Below are 17,207 nucleotides of genomic sequence, written 5' to 3'. Positions count from 1 at the left end.
TGAGGTAAGTCGCGCGCCCATCAACGCGCTTGCGTCACTCGCTCGACGCCGCGCCGGCATTGGCCGGCGGCGGAACGCGTGAGCGCGGGCGGTCGCGGCGCGGCAGGCACGAGGCCCCGCCGCGCCGTCCCCCGACCGTCTGCCGCGGATCAGGCCGCGGCGGCTTCCAGCAGATAGCGGGCGGCGGGATCGGCCACCTCGGCCGTCACCTCGACGCGGAACATGCGGGTCAGGCCGGTCTTGTCGCGCTGGCGCACGATCAGCACGTTGGCCGAGGTGCGCTCGACGAAGATCGGGTTGTGGCCCCGGGTCTCCACGCTGACGCTGTGGCGCTGCAGCGCGGTGTCGATGATCTCGGCGAAGATCGCGTCCTTGTCCTGGTCCATCTCACTCTCCTCTGACACTACTGCCTTGTTGCGCCGTCGGGGGACGGCGGGGTCGCCGCCCGCAAGTGCGGCGGCAGCGAAGCTGGTCGGGGTCGACCTCGTCCCGGCTGTCCGTCGCGGTGGTGCAGCCTCAGGAGGGTGAAGTCGTGGCGGCGGCGGTCGTCACGTATGCGCGAGTATTCAGGCGCTCCGTTGCCGCGAACCAGCAGTAACCATCCGTGCCGCCACATGTTCACACCCGTGCCCGCACCACTCAACGCACACCGAGCCAAGCGTCAGCCACATAAATGCAACGGCCGGGCCATCCCGATAAGTCGGCTGATTGCCGGCAGAATTTCAGTTAAGGCGAATCCCGACTGTAAAGTTTCCGGACATTTACCATGCGGTCCGCCGCGCTTTAAGCGGTCAGAAGAACACGATCAGCGCGGTGACCACGGCGAGGCAGCAGCCGAGCGCGAAGCCGAGCGGCAGGGCGGTCGGGTGCAGAAGGCCGCTGCGGTCGGCCCAGGGCCGCCCCGGCTGGCCGCCATCCTGCCTTTCGCTCGTCGACATCAGGGAGGCGATGACGCACCGCCCCGGTTGCATGGATCCCAGCATGAGTCCTCTCCACCGCTGCGCCGGCCCGCCGATCGGGCCGCTGCCGGGTCCCTTATGCGCGAGGTGGCGTCAGCCCAGCGTGAGAGGGGCGTGAAGGACCGCGTTCACGCTCCTCTGGACGGTTGTCACCTCGCGCGGCGGCAAAATCCGGTTCGGTCGGAACAGTTCCGGCGACGCGCTGTTAACCGCAGGAGAGCGGCGGCAACAGGTGCCGGCGGGTACCCGTCGCTAACCGATCCAACCCAATCGGAGCACAGCGATGGCCACGCAAACCGCCGCAGACGTTCTGGTCGAATCTCTGCTGGACTGGGGAGTCGACACCGTTTTCGGCATTCCCGGCGACGGCATCAACGGGATCATCGAATCCCTCAGGATCCGGCAGGAGCGGATCAGGTTCGTGCAGGTTCGCCATGAGGAGGCGGCGGCCTTCGCGGCCTGCGCTTACGCCAAGTGGACCGGCCGCCTCGGCGTCTGCCTCGCGACCTCGGGACCCGGCGGTATCCACCTCCTGAACGGACTCTATGACGCCAAGCTCGACGGCGCGCCCGTTCTGGCGATCACCGGGCTGCAATACCACGACCTGCTGCACACCTTGACCCAGCAGGATGTGGAACTCGACAAGCTGTTCATGGACGTCGCCGTCTACAACACGCGCATCATGGGCCCGAACCACGTGGAGAACGTGGTCGAGCTCGCCTGCCGCACCGCGCTTGCCTACAAGGGCGTTGCGCATGTGACCATGCCTGTCGACGTGCAATCGCACGAGGTCAGGTCGGCCAAGCGTTCGCCGCGCAACGTGCCGCAGCACGTGTCCGACCTGATGGCCGTTTCGGCGCGGCTGCCGAGCGAAGAGCAGCTGACGCGTGCGGCCGAGCTGCTGAACGGCGGCAGGAAGACGGTGATCCTCGCCGGACAGGGCGCTCTCGGCGCGCGCGAGCAGCTCGAAGCCGCGGCGGAGCGTCTGGGGGCGCCGATCGTGAAGGCCTTGCTCGGCAAAGGCGCCGTACCCGACGACAGCCCGTACACGACCGGCGGGATCGGACTGCTCGGCACCAGGCCTTCGCAGGAGGCGCTGGAGGAATGCGATACCCTGCTGATCGCCGGCAGCAGCTTCCCCTATATCGAATTCTATCCGAAGCCGGGCGCGGCGAAGGCTGTGCAGATCGATTTGGATCCGCAGCGGATCGGGCTGCGCTATCCGGTGGAGGCGGGGCTCGTCGGCGACACGACGAAGGTGCTGAATGCGCTGCTGCCGAAGCTGGCGCGGCGCGACAATCGCAGCTTTCTCGAGAAGGCGCAGTCGGGCGTGCAGTCCTGGAACGAGCTGATGGTCGAGCGCGGCACGCGGCAGGACAGGCCGATGAAGCCGCAGGTGGTTGCCCACGAGCTCAACAAGCTGCTGCATCCCGACGCCATCGTCGCGACCGATTCCGGCACCATCACCACCTGGGCGGCGCGGCATATCGTGATGCGCCACGGCATGAAGTTCTCCTGCTCGGGCAACCTCGCCACCATGGCCTGCGGCCTGCCCTATGCGATCGCCGCGGCGATCGCGCATCCGCACCGGCAGGTGATCTGCTTCATCGGCGATGGCGGCCTGACCATGCTGATGGGCGAACTCGCCACCTGCGTGAAATACGATCTCAACATCAAGATCGTCGTCATCAAGAACAACACGCTGGGGCAGATCAAATGGGAGCAGATGGTGTTCCTCGGCAATCCGGAATATGTCTGCGACCTGCAGCCGATCGACTTCGCCACCGTGGCCCGGGGCTTCGGCATCGCGGCCTATACCATCGACGATCCGGCCCGTTGCGCAGACACGCTTCGCGAGGCGCTGGCGGAACGCGGGCCGGCGCTGGTTCAGGCGGTGGTCGATCCGCACGAGCCGCCGATGCCACCCAAGACCACCTTGAAGCAGGCGACGAAGCTTGCCGAATCCCTGGTCCGCGGTACGCCGGCGCGCGGCAAGATCGCGCTCACGATCGCGTCCGACAAGGTGCGCGAGCTGGTCTAGGCGAGCGTCGCATGGCCAGACCCGACGCGCCCGTACAAGGGCTTACCGCCCGCGCCTTCCGCATCCCGACCGATGCGCCGGAAGCGGACGGCACAATGGCTTGGGATGCCACGACCCTAATTGTCGTCGAGCTGCAGGCCGGCGGCGTGCACGGTGTCGGATACACCTATGCCAGTGTCGGGGCCCGCGACCTCGTCGCCGAGGCATTGGCACCGGCGGTCGCCGGCCTCGACTGCTTCGACACCCCGAGAGCCTGGTGGGCGATGGTCGGCGCGGTGCGGAACGTCGGATGGCGCGGCGTTGCAGCCAGCGCCATCTCCGCCGTCGACGCCGCCCTCTGGGACGCCAAGGCGAAACTGCTTGGCACGCCCCTTGCGCGCCTGCTCGGCATGCGCCGGGATGTGGTGCCCATCTATGGCAGCGGCGGGTTCACCAGCTACGACGACGCGCGCCTGGGGGACCAGCTCGCCGGCTGGGTGGAGGGAGCAGGCTGCGGCGCCGTGAAGATGAAGGTGGGCAGCGATCCCGCTTCGGACCTGCAACGCGTCACGTCGGCGCGCTCGCGCATCGGCAGCGCGGAACTGTACGTCGACGCCAACGGGGCGCTCTCGCGCAAGCGGGCGCTGGCCTTCGCCGAGCGCTACGGCGAGCTCGGCGTCCGGTGGTTCGAGGAGCCGGTCTCCAGCGACGATCTGGAAGGCCTCCGCCTGTTGCGCGATCGCGGACCCGGGGGCATGGACATCGCCGCCGGCGAATACGGCTACGAGCTGTTCTACTTCCGGCGCATGCTGGAGAGCGAAAGCGTCGACGTACTCCAGGCGGATGCGAGCCGCTGCGGCGGCATCACCGGCTTTCTGCAGGCGGCCACGCTCGCCGACGCCTACTCGACGCCGCTCTCGACCCATACCGCGCCCGCGCTGCATCTGCCTGTCGCCTGCGCCGCCGCCGGCCTGAAGAACGTCGAGTGGTTTCACGATCACGTCCGCATCGAGAACATGCTGTTCGACGGTGCGCCGGTACCGCGGGGCGGAACGATCAGCCCGGATCTTTCCCGGCCGGGGCTCGGGATCGAGTTCAAGGAGGGCGCCGCGGCGCAGTACGCCGTCTGAGCGCCCGCCCACCAGCAAGAGGTGATCCAGCCATGTCGGAGCAAGCAGCCGCGACCCCGCGCAGCGACCGTAAGGACAGTCGCCGGATAGAGCGCACGGCAGGGGGACGCGTGTCCGCAGCATTCGAGCCGATGGCCGAACAGGCGCGCCGCGCGCTGGCGGAGGAGCTTCGCCGGACGGTTGGTGGCGAGGTCCGTTTCGACAGCGGCAGCCGCGCGCTCTATGCGACCGACGCCTCGAACTACCGGCAGGTGCCGCTCGGCGTGGTGCTGCCGCGCTCCGCCGAGGACGTGGTCGGCTGCATCGATGCCTGCAGGCGCCATGCGGCGCCGATCGTGCCGCGGGGTGGCGGCACCAGCCTGGCCGGCGAGGCCTGCAACGTCGCCGTCATGCTCGACTTCTCCAAATATCTCGACCACGTGCTCGATCTCGATCCGGGGAGAAAGTTTGCCGAAGTGGAGCCCGGCTGCATCCTCGATACGCTGCGCGACGCGGCCGAGCGGTACGATCTGACCTTCGGCCCGGACCCTTCGACGCATGACCGCAACACGCTCGGCGGCATGATCGGCAACAATTCCTGCGGCGTGCATTCCATCATGGCCGGACGGACGGCCGACAATGTCGAGGCGTTGGACGTTCTGACCTATGACGGCCTGCGGATGACCGTGGGGCGCACCGATGATGCCGAGCGGCAGGCAATCACGGCCGGCGGCGGGCGCCGGGCGGAGATCTATCGGGCGCTGGACGAATTTCGCACCCGCTATGGCGATCTGATCCGCGCGCGCTATCCGGACATCCCGCGGCGCGTCTCCGGCTACGAGAATCTCGAACAGCTCCTGCCAGAGCACGGCTTCAACGTGGCCCGGGCGCTGGTGGGCACCGAGGGCACCTGCGTCACCGTGCTGAAAGCCGTTGTGAACCTAGTGCCGAGCCCGAGGCGGCGCGTCCTGGCCGTGCTTGGTTTCGATGACGTCTATGCCGCCGGCGATGCGGTTCCGCGGGTGCTGGAGGATCGGCCGATCGGGCTCGAAGGGATGGATAGGCTGCTCATCGAGTTCATCCGTCGCAAGGGCCTGGAGACCGGGAGCCTGGACATGCTGCCGGACGGCGGAAGTTGGCTGATCGCGGAATTCGGCGCGGCCAGTGACGAGGAGGCCACGGCCGCCGCCCGGGGATTGATCGACAGCCACCGCGCGCGGGGCGGGGCGGGTCACCTGGTGCGCGACCGCGATCAGCAGAAGCGTTTGTGGGAAGTGCGCGAGGCGGCATTGGCCGCCACGGCGCATGTGCCGGACATGCCCGAAAGCTGGCCGGGCTGGGAGGACAGCGCCGTGCCGCGCGAAGCACTCGGCGATTATCTGCGCGACCTGAAGGCGCTCTTCGCGCGGCACGGCTACGAGGCATCGGTCTACGGCCATTTCGGCGACGGGCTGGTGCATTGCCGCGTTCCCTTCGACCTTCGCACCGAAGGGGGCATCCGCAACTGGCAGGCGTTCCTCGAGCAGGCGGCCGACCTGGTGGTGCGCTATGGCGGCTCGCTGTCGGGCGAGCACGGCGACGGCCAGGCGCGCGGCGCGCTGCTCGAGCGCATGTACGGCCCGGAGCTGATGCAGGCGTTCCGGGAGTTCAAGGCGATCTGGGACCCGCAGGGCAGGATGAATCCCGGCAAGGTGGTGGAGCCGTTCCCGGTCACCTCCAACCTGCGCATCGGCCCGCAATACCAGCCCGAACCAGTCCAGCATTTCTTCGCCTACGCGGAAGATGGGGGCAGCTTCGCCACTGCCACCCGCCGCTGCGTGGGGGTCGGCGCCTGCCGGCGAACCGACAGCGAGAAGGGCGTGATGTGCCCGAGCTACATGGTGACGCGCGAGGAGAAGCACTCCACGCGCGGCCGCGCCCGGCTTCTGTTCGAGATGCTGCATGGCGGCGCGATCAATGACCGGTGGCGCAGCCGGGAGGTGGAAGAGGCACTGGATCTCTGCCTCGCCTGCAAGGGCTGCAAGAGCGATTGCCCGGTGCAGGTCGACATGGCGACCTACAAGGCCGAGTTTCGCGCCCATCACTATTCCCGGCGTCTCCGCCCGCGCGCCGCCTATACGATGGGGCTGATCCATCAGTGGTCGCGGCTGGCGGCGCGGATGCCGGGAGTGGCCAATGCCGTGATGCAGATGCCCGTAATCGCCGATGCGGTGAAATGGTCGGCCGGCATTGCACGGCAACGACGCATGCCTCGCTTTGCCAGTCAGACCTTTGTCGACTGGCATCGCGCCCGGCCCGCCAAGCCCCGGCGCAAGGGCCGCGTGATGCTCTGGCCCGACACCTTCAACAATTATTTCCGTGTCGGCACCGCCCGGGCGGCGGCACAGGTGCTGGAGGCGTTGGGCTATGAGGTCGCCGTGCCGGCCCGCCCGCTTTGCTGCGGCCGGCCGCTCTACGACTGGGGCATGCTGAAATCGGCCAAGGCGCTATGGCGACAAACCTTCGACAGTTTGCAAGGCGAGATTGCCGAAGGGACCCCGATCGTCGGGCTGGAGCCTGCCTGCGTGAGCGCTTTTCGTGACGAGCTCCCCGGCCTACTTCCGGGCGACGAGCGCGCCGGGCGGCTGGCCCGGCAGACGTTGGACTTCACGGAGTTCCTGGCGCAGGACCTCGATGAACTGAGGCGCTTCGAGATCGATGGCCCGGCGCTGGTTCAGCTGCATTGCCACCACCATGCGGTGATCAAGCCGGAGGCGGAGCTGAGCGTGTTGCGGAAGATCGGCCTCGATCACGCGGTGCTGGCAGCCGGCTGCTGCGGCATGGCGGGCTCGTTCGGATTCGAGGCGGAGAAGTACGATGTCTCGATGGCGGCCGCCGAACGCGCGCTGCTGCCGCGGATCCGCAGCGCGCGCTACGACGCGACAGTGCTCGCCAATGGCTTCAGCTGTCGCGAGCAGATCGAGCAGGGGACCGGCCGGCGGACGCTGCACATTGCCGAGCTGCTGGCGAAGTCGCTGGGCACCGGCGGCAACCCGCCGGCCGGAGGCCGCTAAGCCGATAGCCGGCGCCGGTAGAGCGCGATGAGCCGCTCCCAATGCCGCTCGGCGGCCGGCTTGTCGAAGCACCAGCGCTGAGGAAAGGCGAAGCCGTGATGCACGCCCGGATAGATTTCGAGCTCGCCGGCGGCACCGGACGTCTCGAACAGGCCTTTTAGCTCGGCGACCATCGGCAGCGGCGCGAGTTCATCGTGCTCGGCGCAGGCGATGTAAAGCTCGCCCCTGGCCTTGCCGAGCGTGAGATGCGGGCTCTCCACCGCGTCGCTGACCAGCCAGGTGCCGTAGAACGAAGCCGCGGCGGCGATCCGGTCGGGATAGCGCGCGGCGGCGGCAAGCGCATAGGGCCCGCTCATGCAGTAGCCGTGGGTGCCGACCGGGCCCGGCTTCACATAGGCCTGGGCGTCGAGGAAGGCGAGCATGGCGGCGACGTCGTCCATCACCGGTGGGATGGTCATCCTGGTGCGCACGGCACGCATGCGGGTGTGCTCCGCGCTGCCATGGGTCAGCACGTCGGGGCCGTACTTGGTGTCGCGGCCGGCGCGGTAGTAGAGGTTCGGCAGCAGGACGACATAGCCGACGGTGCCGAGCCGGCGCGCCATGTCGTAGAGCTCCTCGCGGATGCCGGGCGCGTCCATCAGGAGCAGCACGGCGGGATAGGGCCCGCCGCGCTCCGGCCGGCAGATGAAGGTCTCCATCGCGCCGTCCTGCGTCGGCAGGTCGAGGATCTGTTCGATCATGCATGTCTCCTCCCGCGCCCATCAACGCGCAAAGCGCGACGCGCCGCAACCCTGGCTGTCGCCGTCCGCCCGGGGCATGCTGGCACAGGAGGTGCTCCGCGATGAGCGACGGCGAAATGCATACGGGCGGCTGCGTCTGCGGCGCGGTGCGGTTCCGGGCGATCGGGAAGCCCAAGCGCGTGACGGTCTGCCACTGCACCTGGTGCCAGCGCCGCACCGGCTCGGCCTTCGGCGTCGAGGCGGTGTTCGACGAGGCCGATATCGAGATCGCGGGCGACACCGTCGGCCGCTACCGCCACCGCTCCGACGAAAGCGGGCGCTGGCTCGATATCGAGTTCTGCACGCGCTGCGGCAGCAATCTCGGCTTCACCCTGGAGGCGGTGCCGGGCATCCGCACCTTGCCGGCCGGCGCCTTCGACGAGGCGGGCTGGCTGACCGCGCGGGCGCAGGAATTCCGCCATGTCTTCGCGCGCTCGCGGCGTGACTGGGCCGATCTCGGCGCGGCCGCTGAAGTGCATGAGCGGCATTTCCGGGGGTGATGCCGAGATTCCCGAAGAATTTACAACCGGATACGTCTTAGGCATTTGTCAAGGCGGACCTCCAATTATCCCCGCTCAGCTCCACAAATCTCACCCGTGGAGCAACGGATTTGGAGGATTTGAGCATGAAAGCGTTGTTTGCGGCTTTGGTCTTTGCGTTCTCGGTCTTCGCGCTGGCACCGGCCCAGGCGGCCGGCGGGGCCTCGCCGGACGAGGCCAAGGCCATGGCGATGAAGGCGGCCGAGTTCCTGAAGTCGAACGGCAAGGACAAGGCCTTTGCGGTGTTCAACGACAAGGCGAATGCCAACTTCCGCGATCGCGACCTCTATGTCTTCGTGGTCGACAATTCCGGCGTCACCGTCTCGCACGGCACCAACCACGCCCTGATCGGCAAGAGCCTGTTGAACATCAAGGATGTCGACGGCAAGCCGTTCGTGCAGGAAATGATCGCGATCAAGGAATCCGGCTGGGTCGATTACAAGTGGCAGAACCCGCAGACCAAGGCTGTCGAGCCCAAGACCTCCTACGTCGTGCGTGTCGGCGACGTGGTGATCGGCGTCGGCGCCTATAAGGGCTGATTCCCGAAACGCATCGCATTTTCCAAACGGTCACCCGGCCGCGCGTGGCGCGCGGCCGGGACGACCTGCCGGCATTGGGACGAATTATTGCCATGAACCAGTTGCAGACCCGGCTCCAGAACCTGTCCATCACCGTCAAGACGCTGATCTCGCCCGCCATCGGCGCGGCGATCATCGTGCTGATCGTGGGCCTGTTTCTCTCCGTCTACATGGACGTGCGCGGGGATGCGGCCGAACTCGACGGCGCGGTCGCCGCCATGTCGACGGCCAAGGATGCGCAGCGCGAATTCACCCGCGGCCACGCCACGCTCTACCGCGGCACCAATCTGAAGGGCCAGAACGTCGAGGCCGCCATCATCGGCAAGGAGAAGAAGCGCGCGCTCGACGCCTTCGCCTCGGTGACCAGCCTGCTCGGCTCGCTCAACATCGAATCGCCGGCAGGTCAGGCGGCGCTGCAGAAGCTCTCCGAATCATTCAAGGCCTATCTCGTGGCGGCCGAGCAGGTCGCCAGCGTGGTCGAGGAAGATGCCTTCACGGCGACCATGTTCATGACCGATGCCGAAGGCAAGTTCGGCGAGACCGAGCAGCTGTTCGACGCGCTGGTCGCCGCCACCAACGAGATGCGCGAGGCCGCGTCGGCCGACAGCGCCGCGACCATGAACGGCGCGCTCTGGCGCATCGGCGTCGCTGCGCTGTTCGCGATCGTGCTGGCGCTCGGCTCGGCCGTGTACTTCTCCCGCCTGATCGCCCGGCCGATCCAGGATATGACCGTTGCCATGGCCGATCTGGCGCAGGGCAATCTCGAGGTCGAGATCGTCGGCCGCGATCGTGCCGACGAAGTCGGCCGCATGGCGGGCGCGGTGCAGGTCTTCAAGGAAGCCGGCATCGAGAACCGCCGCCTGCAGCAGGAAGCCGAGCTGGCGCGCGAGCATCAGGCCGAGCAGGAGGCGGAGAAGCGCCGCCTCGCCGACGATGCCGCTGCGGAGACCGAGCGCAAGCTGCGCGACCTCGAGGCCGAGATGCGCCGCAAGGCGGAAGAGCAGCAGAAGGCCGAGCAGGCGATGCGCGCCGAGGCCGAGCAGCGGCGCAAGTCCGACATGGCAACCCTGGCGAACGGCTTCGAGGCCAGCGTCAAGGTGGTGGTCGACAGCGTTTCGTCATCGGCGAGCGAGATGCAGAGCTCGGCCACCGCGATGTCGGCCACGGCCGAGGAGACCAGCCGGCAGGCGACCGCCGTGGCGGCCGCTTCCGAGCAGGCGTCCGCCAATGTGCAGACGGTCGCCGCGGCGGCCGAGGAGCTCTCGGCCTCAATCAACGAGATCACACGCCAGGTGACGGATTCCTCGCGCATGGCGGCCGATGCGGTGGCTCAGGCGCGGGCGACCGGCAACACGGTGGACGGCCTGGCCGAGGCGGCGCGCAAGATCGGAGACGTGGTGCAGCTGATCACCTCGATCGCGAGCCAGACCAACCTGCTGGCGCTGAACGCGACGATCGAGGCGGCCCGCGCCGGCGAAGCCGGCAAGGGCTTCGCGGTGGTCGCCTCCGAGGTGAAGAGCCTGGCGACGCAGACCGCCAGGGCGACCGAGGAGATCACCCGCCAGATCGACGCCGTGCAGGCGGCGACCACCGATGCGGTGGGCGCCATCCAGGGCATTGGCCGTACCATCGAGCAGGTGAGCGAGATCGCCGCCGCCATCGCCGCGGCGATGGAGGAGCAGGGCGCCGCCACCAAGGAGATCAGCCACAACGTGCAGCAGGCGGCGCACGGCACCCACGAGGTGAACAAGAACATCGCCAGCGTGACCCAGGCCTCGGGCGAGGTCGGCAATGCTGCCGGCCAGATCAACGGCGCCTCGGACGAGCTCGCCCGTCAGGCCGAGACGCTGCGCGGCGAGGTCGATCGCTTCATCGCCAAGGTGCGGGCCGCGTAGCGCCTTGCCTCCGGTCGCGCCGCGAAGTTGGCGGCGGGCAGGCAGGGCCGCGAGCGGTTAGCGCACCAGGCGCCCGCGCGGCCGCGGCGGCAATCCGCGCCGCATGTGCCGGTATTCGCGATAGAGAACCACGCCTGTATAAACGAACCCCACGCTGACGATGCCAGCGGCGATCGCCAGAGTAAGAAGAAACAGCGTGTCCAAGGTGGGTGCCTCCGCGCGCGCCTGCGCGCGGGTGCAACGCAGCACGGCGCCGCCGGTTCCCAGCATTGCTTCGAATTTGTCACGCTGGTGGCGCGAGCCAACGCCGCGAATTCAGCCGAACAACAATGTTGCCGTGGCGATCAGGCCCAGCCACGCGCCCACGGCGATACCGAGCAGCGCCAGCACGGAAGGTTCGGAGCGTCGCGACGGCGCGAGCGCCACGTCCCGGCGGGCGACCTGGGGGACCGTGCCGCGAGCGCTCGCGAGCTTGCCGGCCTTCTCATACGACTCCGCACGCATTCATCCGCACCGCTTGGGACACTTGGCAGCAGCGCAACGCCATGGCGGCGGATAGGTTCCGCTGCAGGCTCAGGCCCTGTGCAATCTGCGGCGCGGCGCGCGATCCAGGCGCGGATCGATGCGCCCCATGCCCCAGGAGTTCGCGTCAGCACCGACGACAGCGCCGATCGGATGGGGAGTGTCCACAACTCTGGCGGGCGTCAGTCGAGGGCGAGAGCGCGTACCTGCAGCGCCCGGCCGCTTTTGTCGGCAATCGCGCGCGATCGGCATGGTGGAAGCTCGGTGCCGAGCGCGGCATAGGCGTGCTCGCCGAGTAGAATCTCTCCCGGACCGGCCGCCGACTGGATATGCGCTGCGGCGTTCACCGGATCGCCGAGCGCGGTGAAATCCGCGTAGTCCTCCGATCCGACATTGCCGACGAAGGCGGTGCCCGTTTCGATGCCGATGCCGACCGGCAGCCAGGGACCTGGGCCGGTGCCATGACCGAAGGCCTTCATCAGGGCGCGCGCCGCATCGGCCGCCGCCTTGCGATAGCCGGGCCCGGCGAAGCCAGGAACGAAAAAGGCCATCACCTCGTCGCCGATCAGCTTGTCGATGGTGGCCTCGTGGCGGATCAGCACCTCAGTGGCGGTGTCGTAGAAGCGGTTCAGCAGGGCGGCGAATTCGGTCGGCCCGAGGCGCTGGGCAAGGCCGGTCGAGTCACGGATATCGGCAAACAGGACAGCGATCTCGACCTCCGCGCCGCCGATGGGGAGGCTCTCGCAGCAGAGAGCGCAGAGCTGCGGATTCTTGCGCGACGGCGCCATATTGACCATGCGGCACAGCCGGCCGCCGATACCGCCGAACGGGTTGTGGCAGATCTTGCAGCGCGGCGGTCCGGGCAGATAGCGGAACACTTTGTGCAAGATCGTCAACGGCGGGTGGCCGACGGTCAGCGTCTTGCGCCAGATGGCGGCGGCTTCGGCGCCGGAATCGCGGGGCTGGGCCACGAGGCGTGTCCTTTCCCGAAGTTGGTCGACGCGATGCCGCTGATCTAGGGCACTGCCTGGGCCGTGCAACCGCCGGATCCGGTATCCGCGCTCCGGCCTAGTGGACGGGGCTGCCGCGGGCCCAAGCGCGCGCGGAGGTCAGGTCGGCGCGGTCGAAGTAGCGCACTTCGGCGGCGGTGAAGGGCTTGGCGAGCCAGGTCATCCATTCCTGCCAGCGGCTGTCGCCGACCATGGCGATGCGGCGCAGGTCGCGGTAGTGAGCCGCGTCGAGCCGGAGATCCTCGACCAGCGCGCCGGCGCCGCTCCAGCCTTCGAAATCCTGCATCAGGACCAGCAGCGACGGCCGGGGATGCACGGCCAGCTGCTGATCCAGCCAGGGACGGAGGCGCGCATAGTCCGACTTGGCGAGCTTGCCCCGCACCTTGATGGCAAGCAGGTCGCCATCGCTTTCCGGCATCACTTCGTACATGCCATCTCTCCTCTGTTCCGCGCCGGCTAGCCGCGGCGGAGAGCGGCGCGGCCGATCCAGCGGCGCAGCATCTCCTCCACGACGTCGAGATCGGCCGCGAGCTCGGCTTCGGTTTCCGGCCTCGGCCGTCCGGCTGCGGGCTCGCCGCTGCGGCCGGCGATCTGGCGATGCCGATGCAGGATCGAGCCGAGCTCCATGATCCGGTCGATGGCCTCCGGCTCCATGCCCTGGGCGAGGTCCGCCTTGAGCTCGTCGATGCGCGCACCCAGTTGCGCCAGTTCGGTGTCGGTACGGGGCTGACGGCCAGCCATGCGGCGCTCCCTTCGCTGTCTCCGCAGGAAACGCCCGCGCGCCGGATACGATGCGGTGACCGCCGCGATTTCATGCGGCGGCCGGTACCGGAGGAAGCTCGGCGCTGAGCTAGAAGAAGAGAAGATACAGCGCCGTCAGCAGGCCGGCCGAAGCGCCGAAAGCGAGGCCGAGCAGGATGGCGGGATGCGGGGGCGGCGGCGGCTCGACGGCGAGATCATCACCCGGTTGCAGCGGTAGATTCGCCTGCGCCCTTTGATCCTGGGCCTCCGGAAACTGCGTACTGGCCGACATTCACGCCTCGATGCTGTTGGCTGGGGGTGCCCCGCCCGGCCTCTTTCGCGAAGGGCCGAGGCCAACAACACGGTGGCTGTCGGAAGGTTCCGGCCGCCGCCTATCCCTTCTGCGCCTTGGCCCAGCTGTCGCGCAGGCCGACCGTGCGGTTGAACACGAGGCGGCCTGGACGCGTGTCGGGATCGACGGCGAAATAACCGAGGCGCTCGAACTGGAAGGTAGTGCCGGGCGCCGCCTGCGCCAGCGCCGGCTCGGCCAGCGCGGCCGGAAGCACGTCGAGCGAATCCGGCGCCAGATCGGCGGCGAGGTCGCCCTCGGCGCCGGGATCGGGGCGCTTGAACAGCGGGTTGTAGAGCCGCACTTCGGCCGGGACGGCGTGCGCGGCGGAGACCCAGTGCAAGGTCGCCTGCACCTTGCGGCCGTCCGGCGAGGCCCCGCCGCGGCTGGCCGGGTCGTAGGTGCAGCGCAGTTCCACCACCTCGCCGCACTGGCCCTTCACTACCTCGCGGCAGGTCACGAAATAGGCGTTGCGCAGGCGCACCTCCTTGCCCGGCGCCAGGCGGAAGAACTTCTTCGGCGGGTCCTCCATGAAGTCGTCCTGCTCGACATAGATCTCGCGGGCGAACGTCACCTTGCGCGTGCCGAGGCTCGGGTCGTCCGGATGGTTGGCGACATCGAATTGCTCGGTCTGGCCTTCCGGGTAGTTCTCGATCACGACCTTCAGCGGGCGCAGCACGGCCATGCGGCGCTCCGCGGATCGGTTCAGATGCTCGCGGATGGAGAATTCCAGCATGCCGATATCGACCACGCTGTTGGCGCGGGCGAGGCCGATGCGGGCAACGAAGTCGCGGATCGCCGCCGCCGGCACGCCGCGGCGGCGGAGCCCGGCGATGGTCGGCATGCGCGGATCGTCCCAGCCGCGTACGTGGCCCTGTTGCACCAGGCCGGTGAGGAAGCGCTTCGACAGCACCGTGTAGGTGATGTTGAGCCGGGCGAATTCGTACTGCCGCGGGCGCGACGGCACCGGCAGGTTGTCGAGGAACCAGTCGTAGAGCGGCCGATGGTCCTCGAACTCCAAGGTGCAGATCGAATGCGTGACATGCTCGATCGCATCCGACTGACCATGCGCGAAGTCGTAGTTCGGATAGATGCACCACGTGGTGCCGGTGCGCGGATGGGCCTGGTGCAGGATGCGGTACAGCACCGGGTCGCGCAGGTTCATGTTGCCGTTTTTCAGGTCGATCTTGGCGCGCAGCACGCGGGCGCCGTTCGGGAACTCGCCGACGCGCATGCGGCGGAACAAGTCGAGGTTCTCGTCGGCCGAGCGCGAACGGTAGATCGACGGACGGCCGGCCTCGGTGAGAGTGCCGCGCATGGCGCGCATCTCCTCGACCGGCGTGTCGTCGACATAGGCCTTGCCGTTCCGGATCAGGTGCTCGGCCCAGTCGTAGAGCTGCTGGAAATAATCCGATGCGTGATACAGATGCGTGCCCCAGTCGAAGCCGAGCCAGCGCACATCGGCCTCGATCGCGTCGATGAACTCCTGCTCCTCCTTGACCGGGTTGGTGTCGTCGAAGCGGAGATGGCAACGGCCGCCGAATTCCTGCGCCACGCCGAAATTCAGGCAGATCGACTTGGCGTGGCCGATATGCAGGTAGCCGTTCGGCTCCGGCGGGAAGCGGGTGACCACCTCCTTGTGCCGCCCGGCCGCCAGGTCGGCCTGCACGATGTCGCGGATGAAGTCGCGGCCGGCCTCAGTTGACTTTTCCTCTGCCGAACTGCCTGTCATCGGGGTCCTGACCGTTGATCTGTTCCGGTGGGATGCGCTCCGGGGGCGGCCTATCTGCCAAATCCGTGCGAATCTGACAATTCGCCGGGTTTGCGAGCCCGGCAATGCTTGTCGAGCCTATAGCCACTTTCTACAATGTTACCAACCTCCTGCCCGGATTCCCCGGGGAAGGGGGACTGGCCTGCACCGAACTGACAACTGCTTGTGTTAGCCGTCCGCTGTCCACGGGTGGGGCCATGTCTGCGCGTGCCGAGTCCGGGTCCGACTTGCCTTCGGCTGCCGGCGCATCCCCTGCGCCGGCGGGGGAGGTGGGCTTTGACCTGCCGGCGTGGCAGCGCGTCGGCTGCCTGCGCGATCCTTGCGGGCCCGAGCCCGATCCCGTGCTGTTCTTTGCCTCGCCGGAGCTGAAGCAGATCCGCGAAACCTTGCTCGCCACGCTGCGGCGCGACCCGGCCTCGGTCTGCGTGGTGACCGGGCCGGCCGGCAGCGGCAAGACCATGCTGCTGCGCGAGCTTGCGGCAACGCTGGCGCAGATGCGCCTGAAGGCGGTGCTTCTCAATTGCGCCGACGTCGCCGCGCCGTGGCACGAGCAACTCGGCACCGGCGGCGCGCCCGCGGTTCTGCTGCTGGACGGGGCAGAGCTTTGCGGCGAGCCGGCGCTGGATGCCTTGCAGCAGTGGCTGACTACGGGCGAGGGCGTCCGTTCGGGCCTGCGGGCGGTGATCAGCGGCCGGCCGGAGATCGCGGCGCGATTGCAGCGCCTGGCGGATGCCGCGGCCAAGGCCGGACTCGCGACCGCATGCGCGGCGCTGGAACCGCTCGACACCTTCATGGTGGGCGAGTTCCTGGCGCATCGCCTGTGGCGCTCGGGCTTCACGGCGACGTGGCCGCTTTCCAATGCCGCCGTGCAACGTATCGCCGACCGCTCCGGTGGCGTTCCCGCCGATATCATTCGCCTTGCGGCACCTGAACTGGAGGCGGCCTGGGCCACGGAAGCCGTGTTCGCGCCGCCGCTGCCCGAGACGACAGCATTGGTTCTGGCGCCTTCCGCTGCGCTTCCCGCCGTGGTGCCGCCGCCCGCGGCGCAGCACCCGCCCTCCGGCCACGCCGCACGCACCGCGCTTCTGACGATCGCGCTGCTGGGTGTCGCCGGCACGGCCGGCTGGCTCGCCTGGCGAACCGTGGAATCGGCGCGGCTTGCGGTCGGCGTCGCCGATGCCGCGCCGCCGGCGGTGCCGAGCCGCAGCGTGGTCGCCATCCCGCCGCCAGTGCTGACGCTGAAGCCCCTGGATGCGGAGGAATCGGCAGCGTCGACCGCCGTGGCCGAGGCTGAACCGGCGACCGGGCCGGCCAGGCTGGCGGGCCCGCCGGCCGCCACACCGGCACCGGTGGCGATTGCCGAACCGGTCCCGCCACCGTCGCCGGCCGTCGCCGAAAGTCCGGCAGCCGCCGAAGCGCCACCCGCGCTCGAGCCGGCGCCGCCCGTCGATCCGGTCCCCCTTGCCGACGCGACGGCAGCGGCGGTGGATTCGGTTCCGACCCTGGCTCTGGCCGAGCCGCCTGGTGCGTCAGTCCCGGAGGCGACGGCAGCCGCCGAGGCACCAGCACCCGCCGAGCCGGCGGCCTCGCTTCCGGCCGCGTCGCCCGTGCAGCCACTGCCGGCGCCCGATCATCCCCCCGAACCTCCGGCCACGGCCGCCGAGGAAGCGATCGCACTGGCCGCACTGCCCGCGCTGGCGAGCGATACCGCTGCGCCGGCGGTCGTCGCCGGGTCGGCGCCGGCAGCACCTTCCGAGCTGGCCCAGGCGCCGATCGCCCAGGCGCCGGCTGCTCCGGCTGCCGACCCGCCGGCTGCCGAACCGCCGGCCGCGGCGCCGTCGCCAGCGCCGGCCGCCGAACCTGCCAGCTCTCCCGAGCCGGT

General features: G+C 68.8%; 17 protein-coding genes. 7 read left to right on the top strand and 10 right to left on the bottom strand.

Going from position 1 to position 17,207, the window contains the following annotated elements; translation table 11 throughout:
* Window positions 1–149: 149 nt before the first annotated feature.
* Window positions 150–386, bottom strand: a complete 237-nt coding sequence (locus DT074_RS22535; RefSeq protein ID WP_119422120.1) for a hypothetical protein — start codon at window positions 384–386, stop codon at window positions 150–152.
* Window positions 387–791: 405 nt separating this feature from the next.
* A complete protein-coding gene (locus tag DT074_RS28205) occupies window positions 792–983 on the bottom strand; it encodes a hypothetical protein (RefSeq protein WP_162915110.1) in 192 nt (63 codons plus the stop codon).
* Between the two features lie 259 nt (window positions 984–1,242).
* Here DT074_RS28205 and DT074_RS22530 point away from each other — a divergent pair, with 259 nt between their 5' ends.
* The 3 genes from DT074_RS22530 to DT074_RS22520 all read left to right on the top strand — a co-directional run bounded on the left by DT074_RS22530 (window position 1,243) and on the right by DT074_RS22520 (window position 7,141).
* A complete protein-coding gene (locus tag DT074_RS22530; protein ID WP_119422119.1) occupies window positions 1,243–3,000 on the top strand; it encodes a thiamine pyrophosphate-dependent enzyme in 1,758 nt (585 codons plus the stop codon).
* A gap of 11 nt (window positions 3,001–3,011) precedes the next feature.
* Window positions 3,012–4,109 (top strand): enolase C-terminal domain-like protein, encoded by a 1,098-nt coding sequence (locus DT074_RS22525; RefSeq protein WP_119422118.1) that lies wholly within the window; start codon window positions 3,012–3,014, stop codon window positions 4,107–4,109.
* Between the two features lie 110 nt (window positions 4,110–4,219).
* A complete protein-coding gene (locus DT074_RS22520) occupies window positions 4,220–7,141 on the top strand; it encodes an FAD-binding and (Fe-S)-binding domain-containing protein (protein WP_368744852.1) in 2,922 nt (973 codons plus the stop codon).
* Here the strand turns inward: DT074_RS22520 and DT074_RS22515 are convergent.
* Window positions 7,138–7,881 carry a dienelactone hydrolase family protein gene (locus DT074_RS22515; protein WP_119422116.1) on the bottom strand — a complete coding sequence of 248 codons (744 nt, stop codon included), beginning with the start codon at window positions 7,879–7,881 and terminating at the stop codon, window positions 7,138–7,140. The two genes, DT074_RS22520 and DT074_RS22515, sit on opposite strands and share 4 nt — an antisense overlap.
* A gap of 101 nt (window positions 7,882–7,982) precedes the next feature.
* Between DT074_RS22515 and DT074_RS22510 the strand changes: the two genes are divergently transcribed.
* The 3 genes from DT074_RS22510 (at window position 7,983) to DT074_RS28585 (ending at window position 10,932) form a co-directional block, all read left to right on the top strand.
* On the top strand, window positions 7,983–8,420 hold the full coding sequence (locus tag DT074_RS22510) for a GFA family protein (RefSeq protein WP_162915109.1): 438 nt from the start codon (window positions 7,983–7,985) through the stop codon (window positions 8,418–8,420).
* Between the two features lie 125 nt (window positions 8,421–8,545).
* The gene (locus DT074_RS22505) at window positions 8,546–8,998 is read left to right on the top strand and encodes a cache domain-containing protein (RefSeq protein ID WP_119422114.1); all 453 of its coding nucleotides are present in this window, start codon (window positions 8,546–8,548) and stop codon (window positions 8,996–8,998) included.
* Window positions 8,999–9,090: 92 nt separating this feature from the next.
* The gene (locus tag DT074_RS28585; protein WP_368744851.1) at window positions 9,091–10,932 is read left to right on the top strand and encodes a methyl-accepting chemotaxis protein; all 1,842 of its coding nucleotides are present in this window, start codon (window positions 9,091–9,093) and stop codon (window positions 10,930–10,932) included.
* 57 nt (window positions 10,933–10,989) lie between these two features.
* On the opposite strand, the gene DT074_RS22495 is transcribed toward DT074_RS28585, so the two are convergent.
* The 7 genes from DT074_RS22495 to DT074_RS22465 form a co-directional block, all read right to left on the bottom strand.
* Window positions 10,990–11,136: a hypothetical protein gene (locus DT074_RS22495; protein WP_162915108.1), complete on the bottom strand. Its 147-nt coding sequence runs from the start codon at window positions 11,134–11,136 to the stop codon at window positions 10,990–10,992.
* A gap of 111 nt (window positions 11,137–11,247) precedes the next feature.
* The gene (locus DT074_RS22490; RefSeq protein ID WP_119422112.1) at window positions 11,248–11,436 is read right to left on the bottom strand and encodes a hypothetical protein; all 189 of its coding nucleotides are present in this window, start codon (window positions 11,434–11,436) and stop codon (window positions 11,248–11,250) included.
* A 200-nt stretch (window positions 11,437–11,636) separates the two neighbouring features.
* Window positions 11,637–12,425, bottom strand: coding sequence for an adenylate/guanylate cyclase domain-containing protein (locus DT074_RS22485; protein WP_119422111.1), 789 nt, complete (start codon window positions 12,423–12,425; stop codon window positions 11,637–11,639).
* A 97-nt stretch (window positions 12,426–12,522) separates the two neighbouring features.
* The gene (locus tag DT074_RS22480; protein ID WP_119422110.1) at window positions 12,523–12,894 is read right to left on the bottom strand and encodes a SpoIIAA family protein; all 372 of its coding nucleotides are present in this window, start codon (window positions 12,892–12,894) and stop codon (window positions 12,523–12,525) included.
* Window positions 12,895–12,920: 26 nt separating this feature from the next.
* Window positions 12,921–13,205: a hypothetical protein gene (locus DT074_RS22475; protein ID WP_119422109.1), complete on the bottom strand. Its 285-nt coding sequence runs from the start codon at window positions 13,203–13,205 to the stop codon at window positions 12,921–12,923.
* Between the two features lie 109 nt (window positions 13,206–13,314).
* A complete protein-coding gene (locus DT074_RS22470; RefSeq protein WP_119422108.1) occupies window positions 13,315–13,497 on the bottom strand; it encodes a hypothetical protein in 183 nt (60 codons plus the stop codon).
* A gap of 100 nt (window positions 13,498–13,597) precedes the next feature.
* Window positions 13,598–15,286 carry a glutamine--tRNA ligase/YqeY domain fusion protein gene (locus tag DT074_RS22465; RefSeq protein ID WP_119422107.1) on the bottom strand — a complete coding sequence of 563 codons (1,689 nt, stop codon included), beginning with the start codon at window positions 15,284–15,286 and terminating at the stop codon, window positions 13,598–13,600.
* Window positions 15,287–15,390: 104 nt separating this feature from the next.
* Between DT074_RS22465 and DT074_RS22460 the strand changes: the two genes are divergently transcribed.
* Window positions 15,391–17,207: P-loop NTPase (locus tag DT074_RS22460; protein WP_368744850.1), on the top strand; the 1,817-nt coding region annotated here is incomplete at its 3' end.

The sequence above is a fragment of the Desertibaculum subflavum genome (assembly GCA_003576705.1).
Classification (GTDB): domain Bacteria; phylum Pseudomonadota; class Alphaproteobacteria; order Ferrovibrionales; family Ferrovibrionaceae; genus Desertibaculum; species Desertibaculum subflavum.
Note: the sequence above shows the minus strand (reverse complement) of the source record. Positions and strands in the feature narration are given on the sequence as shown.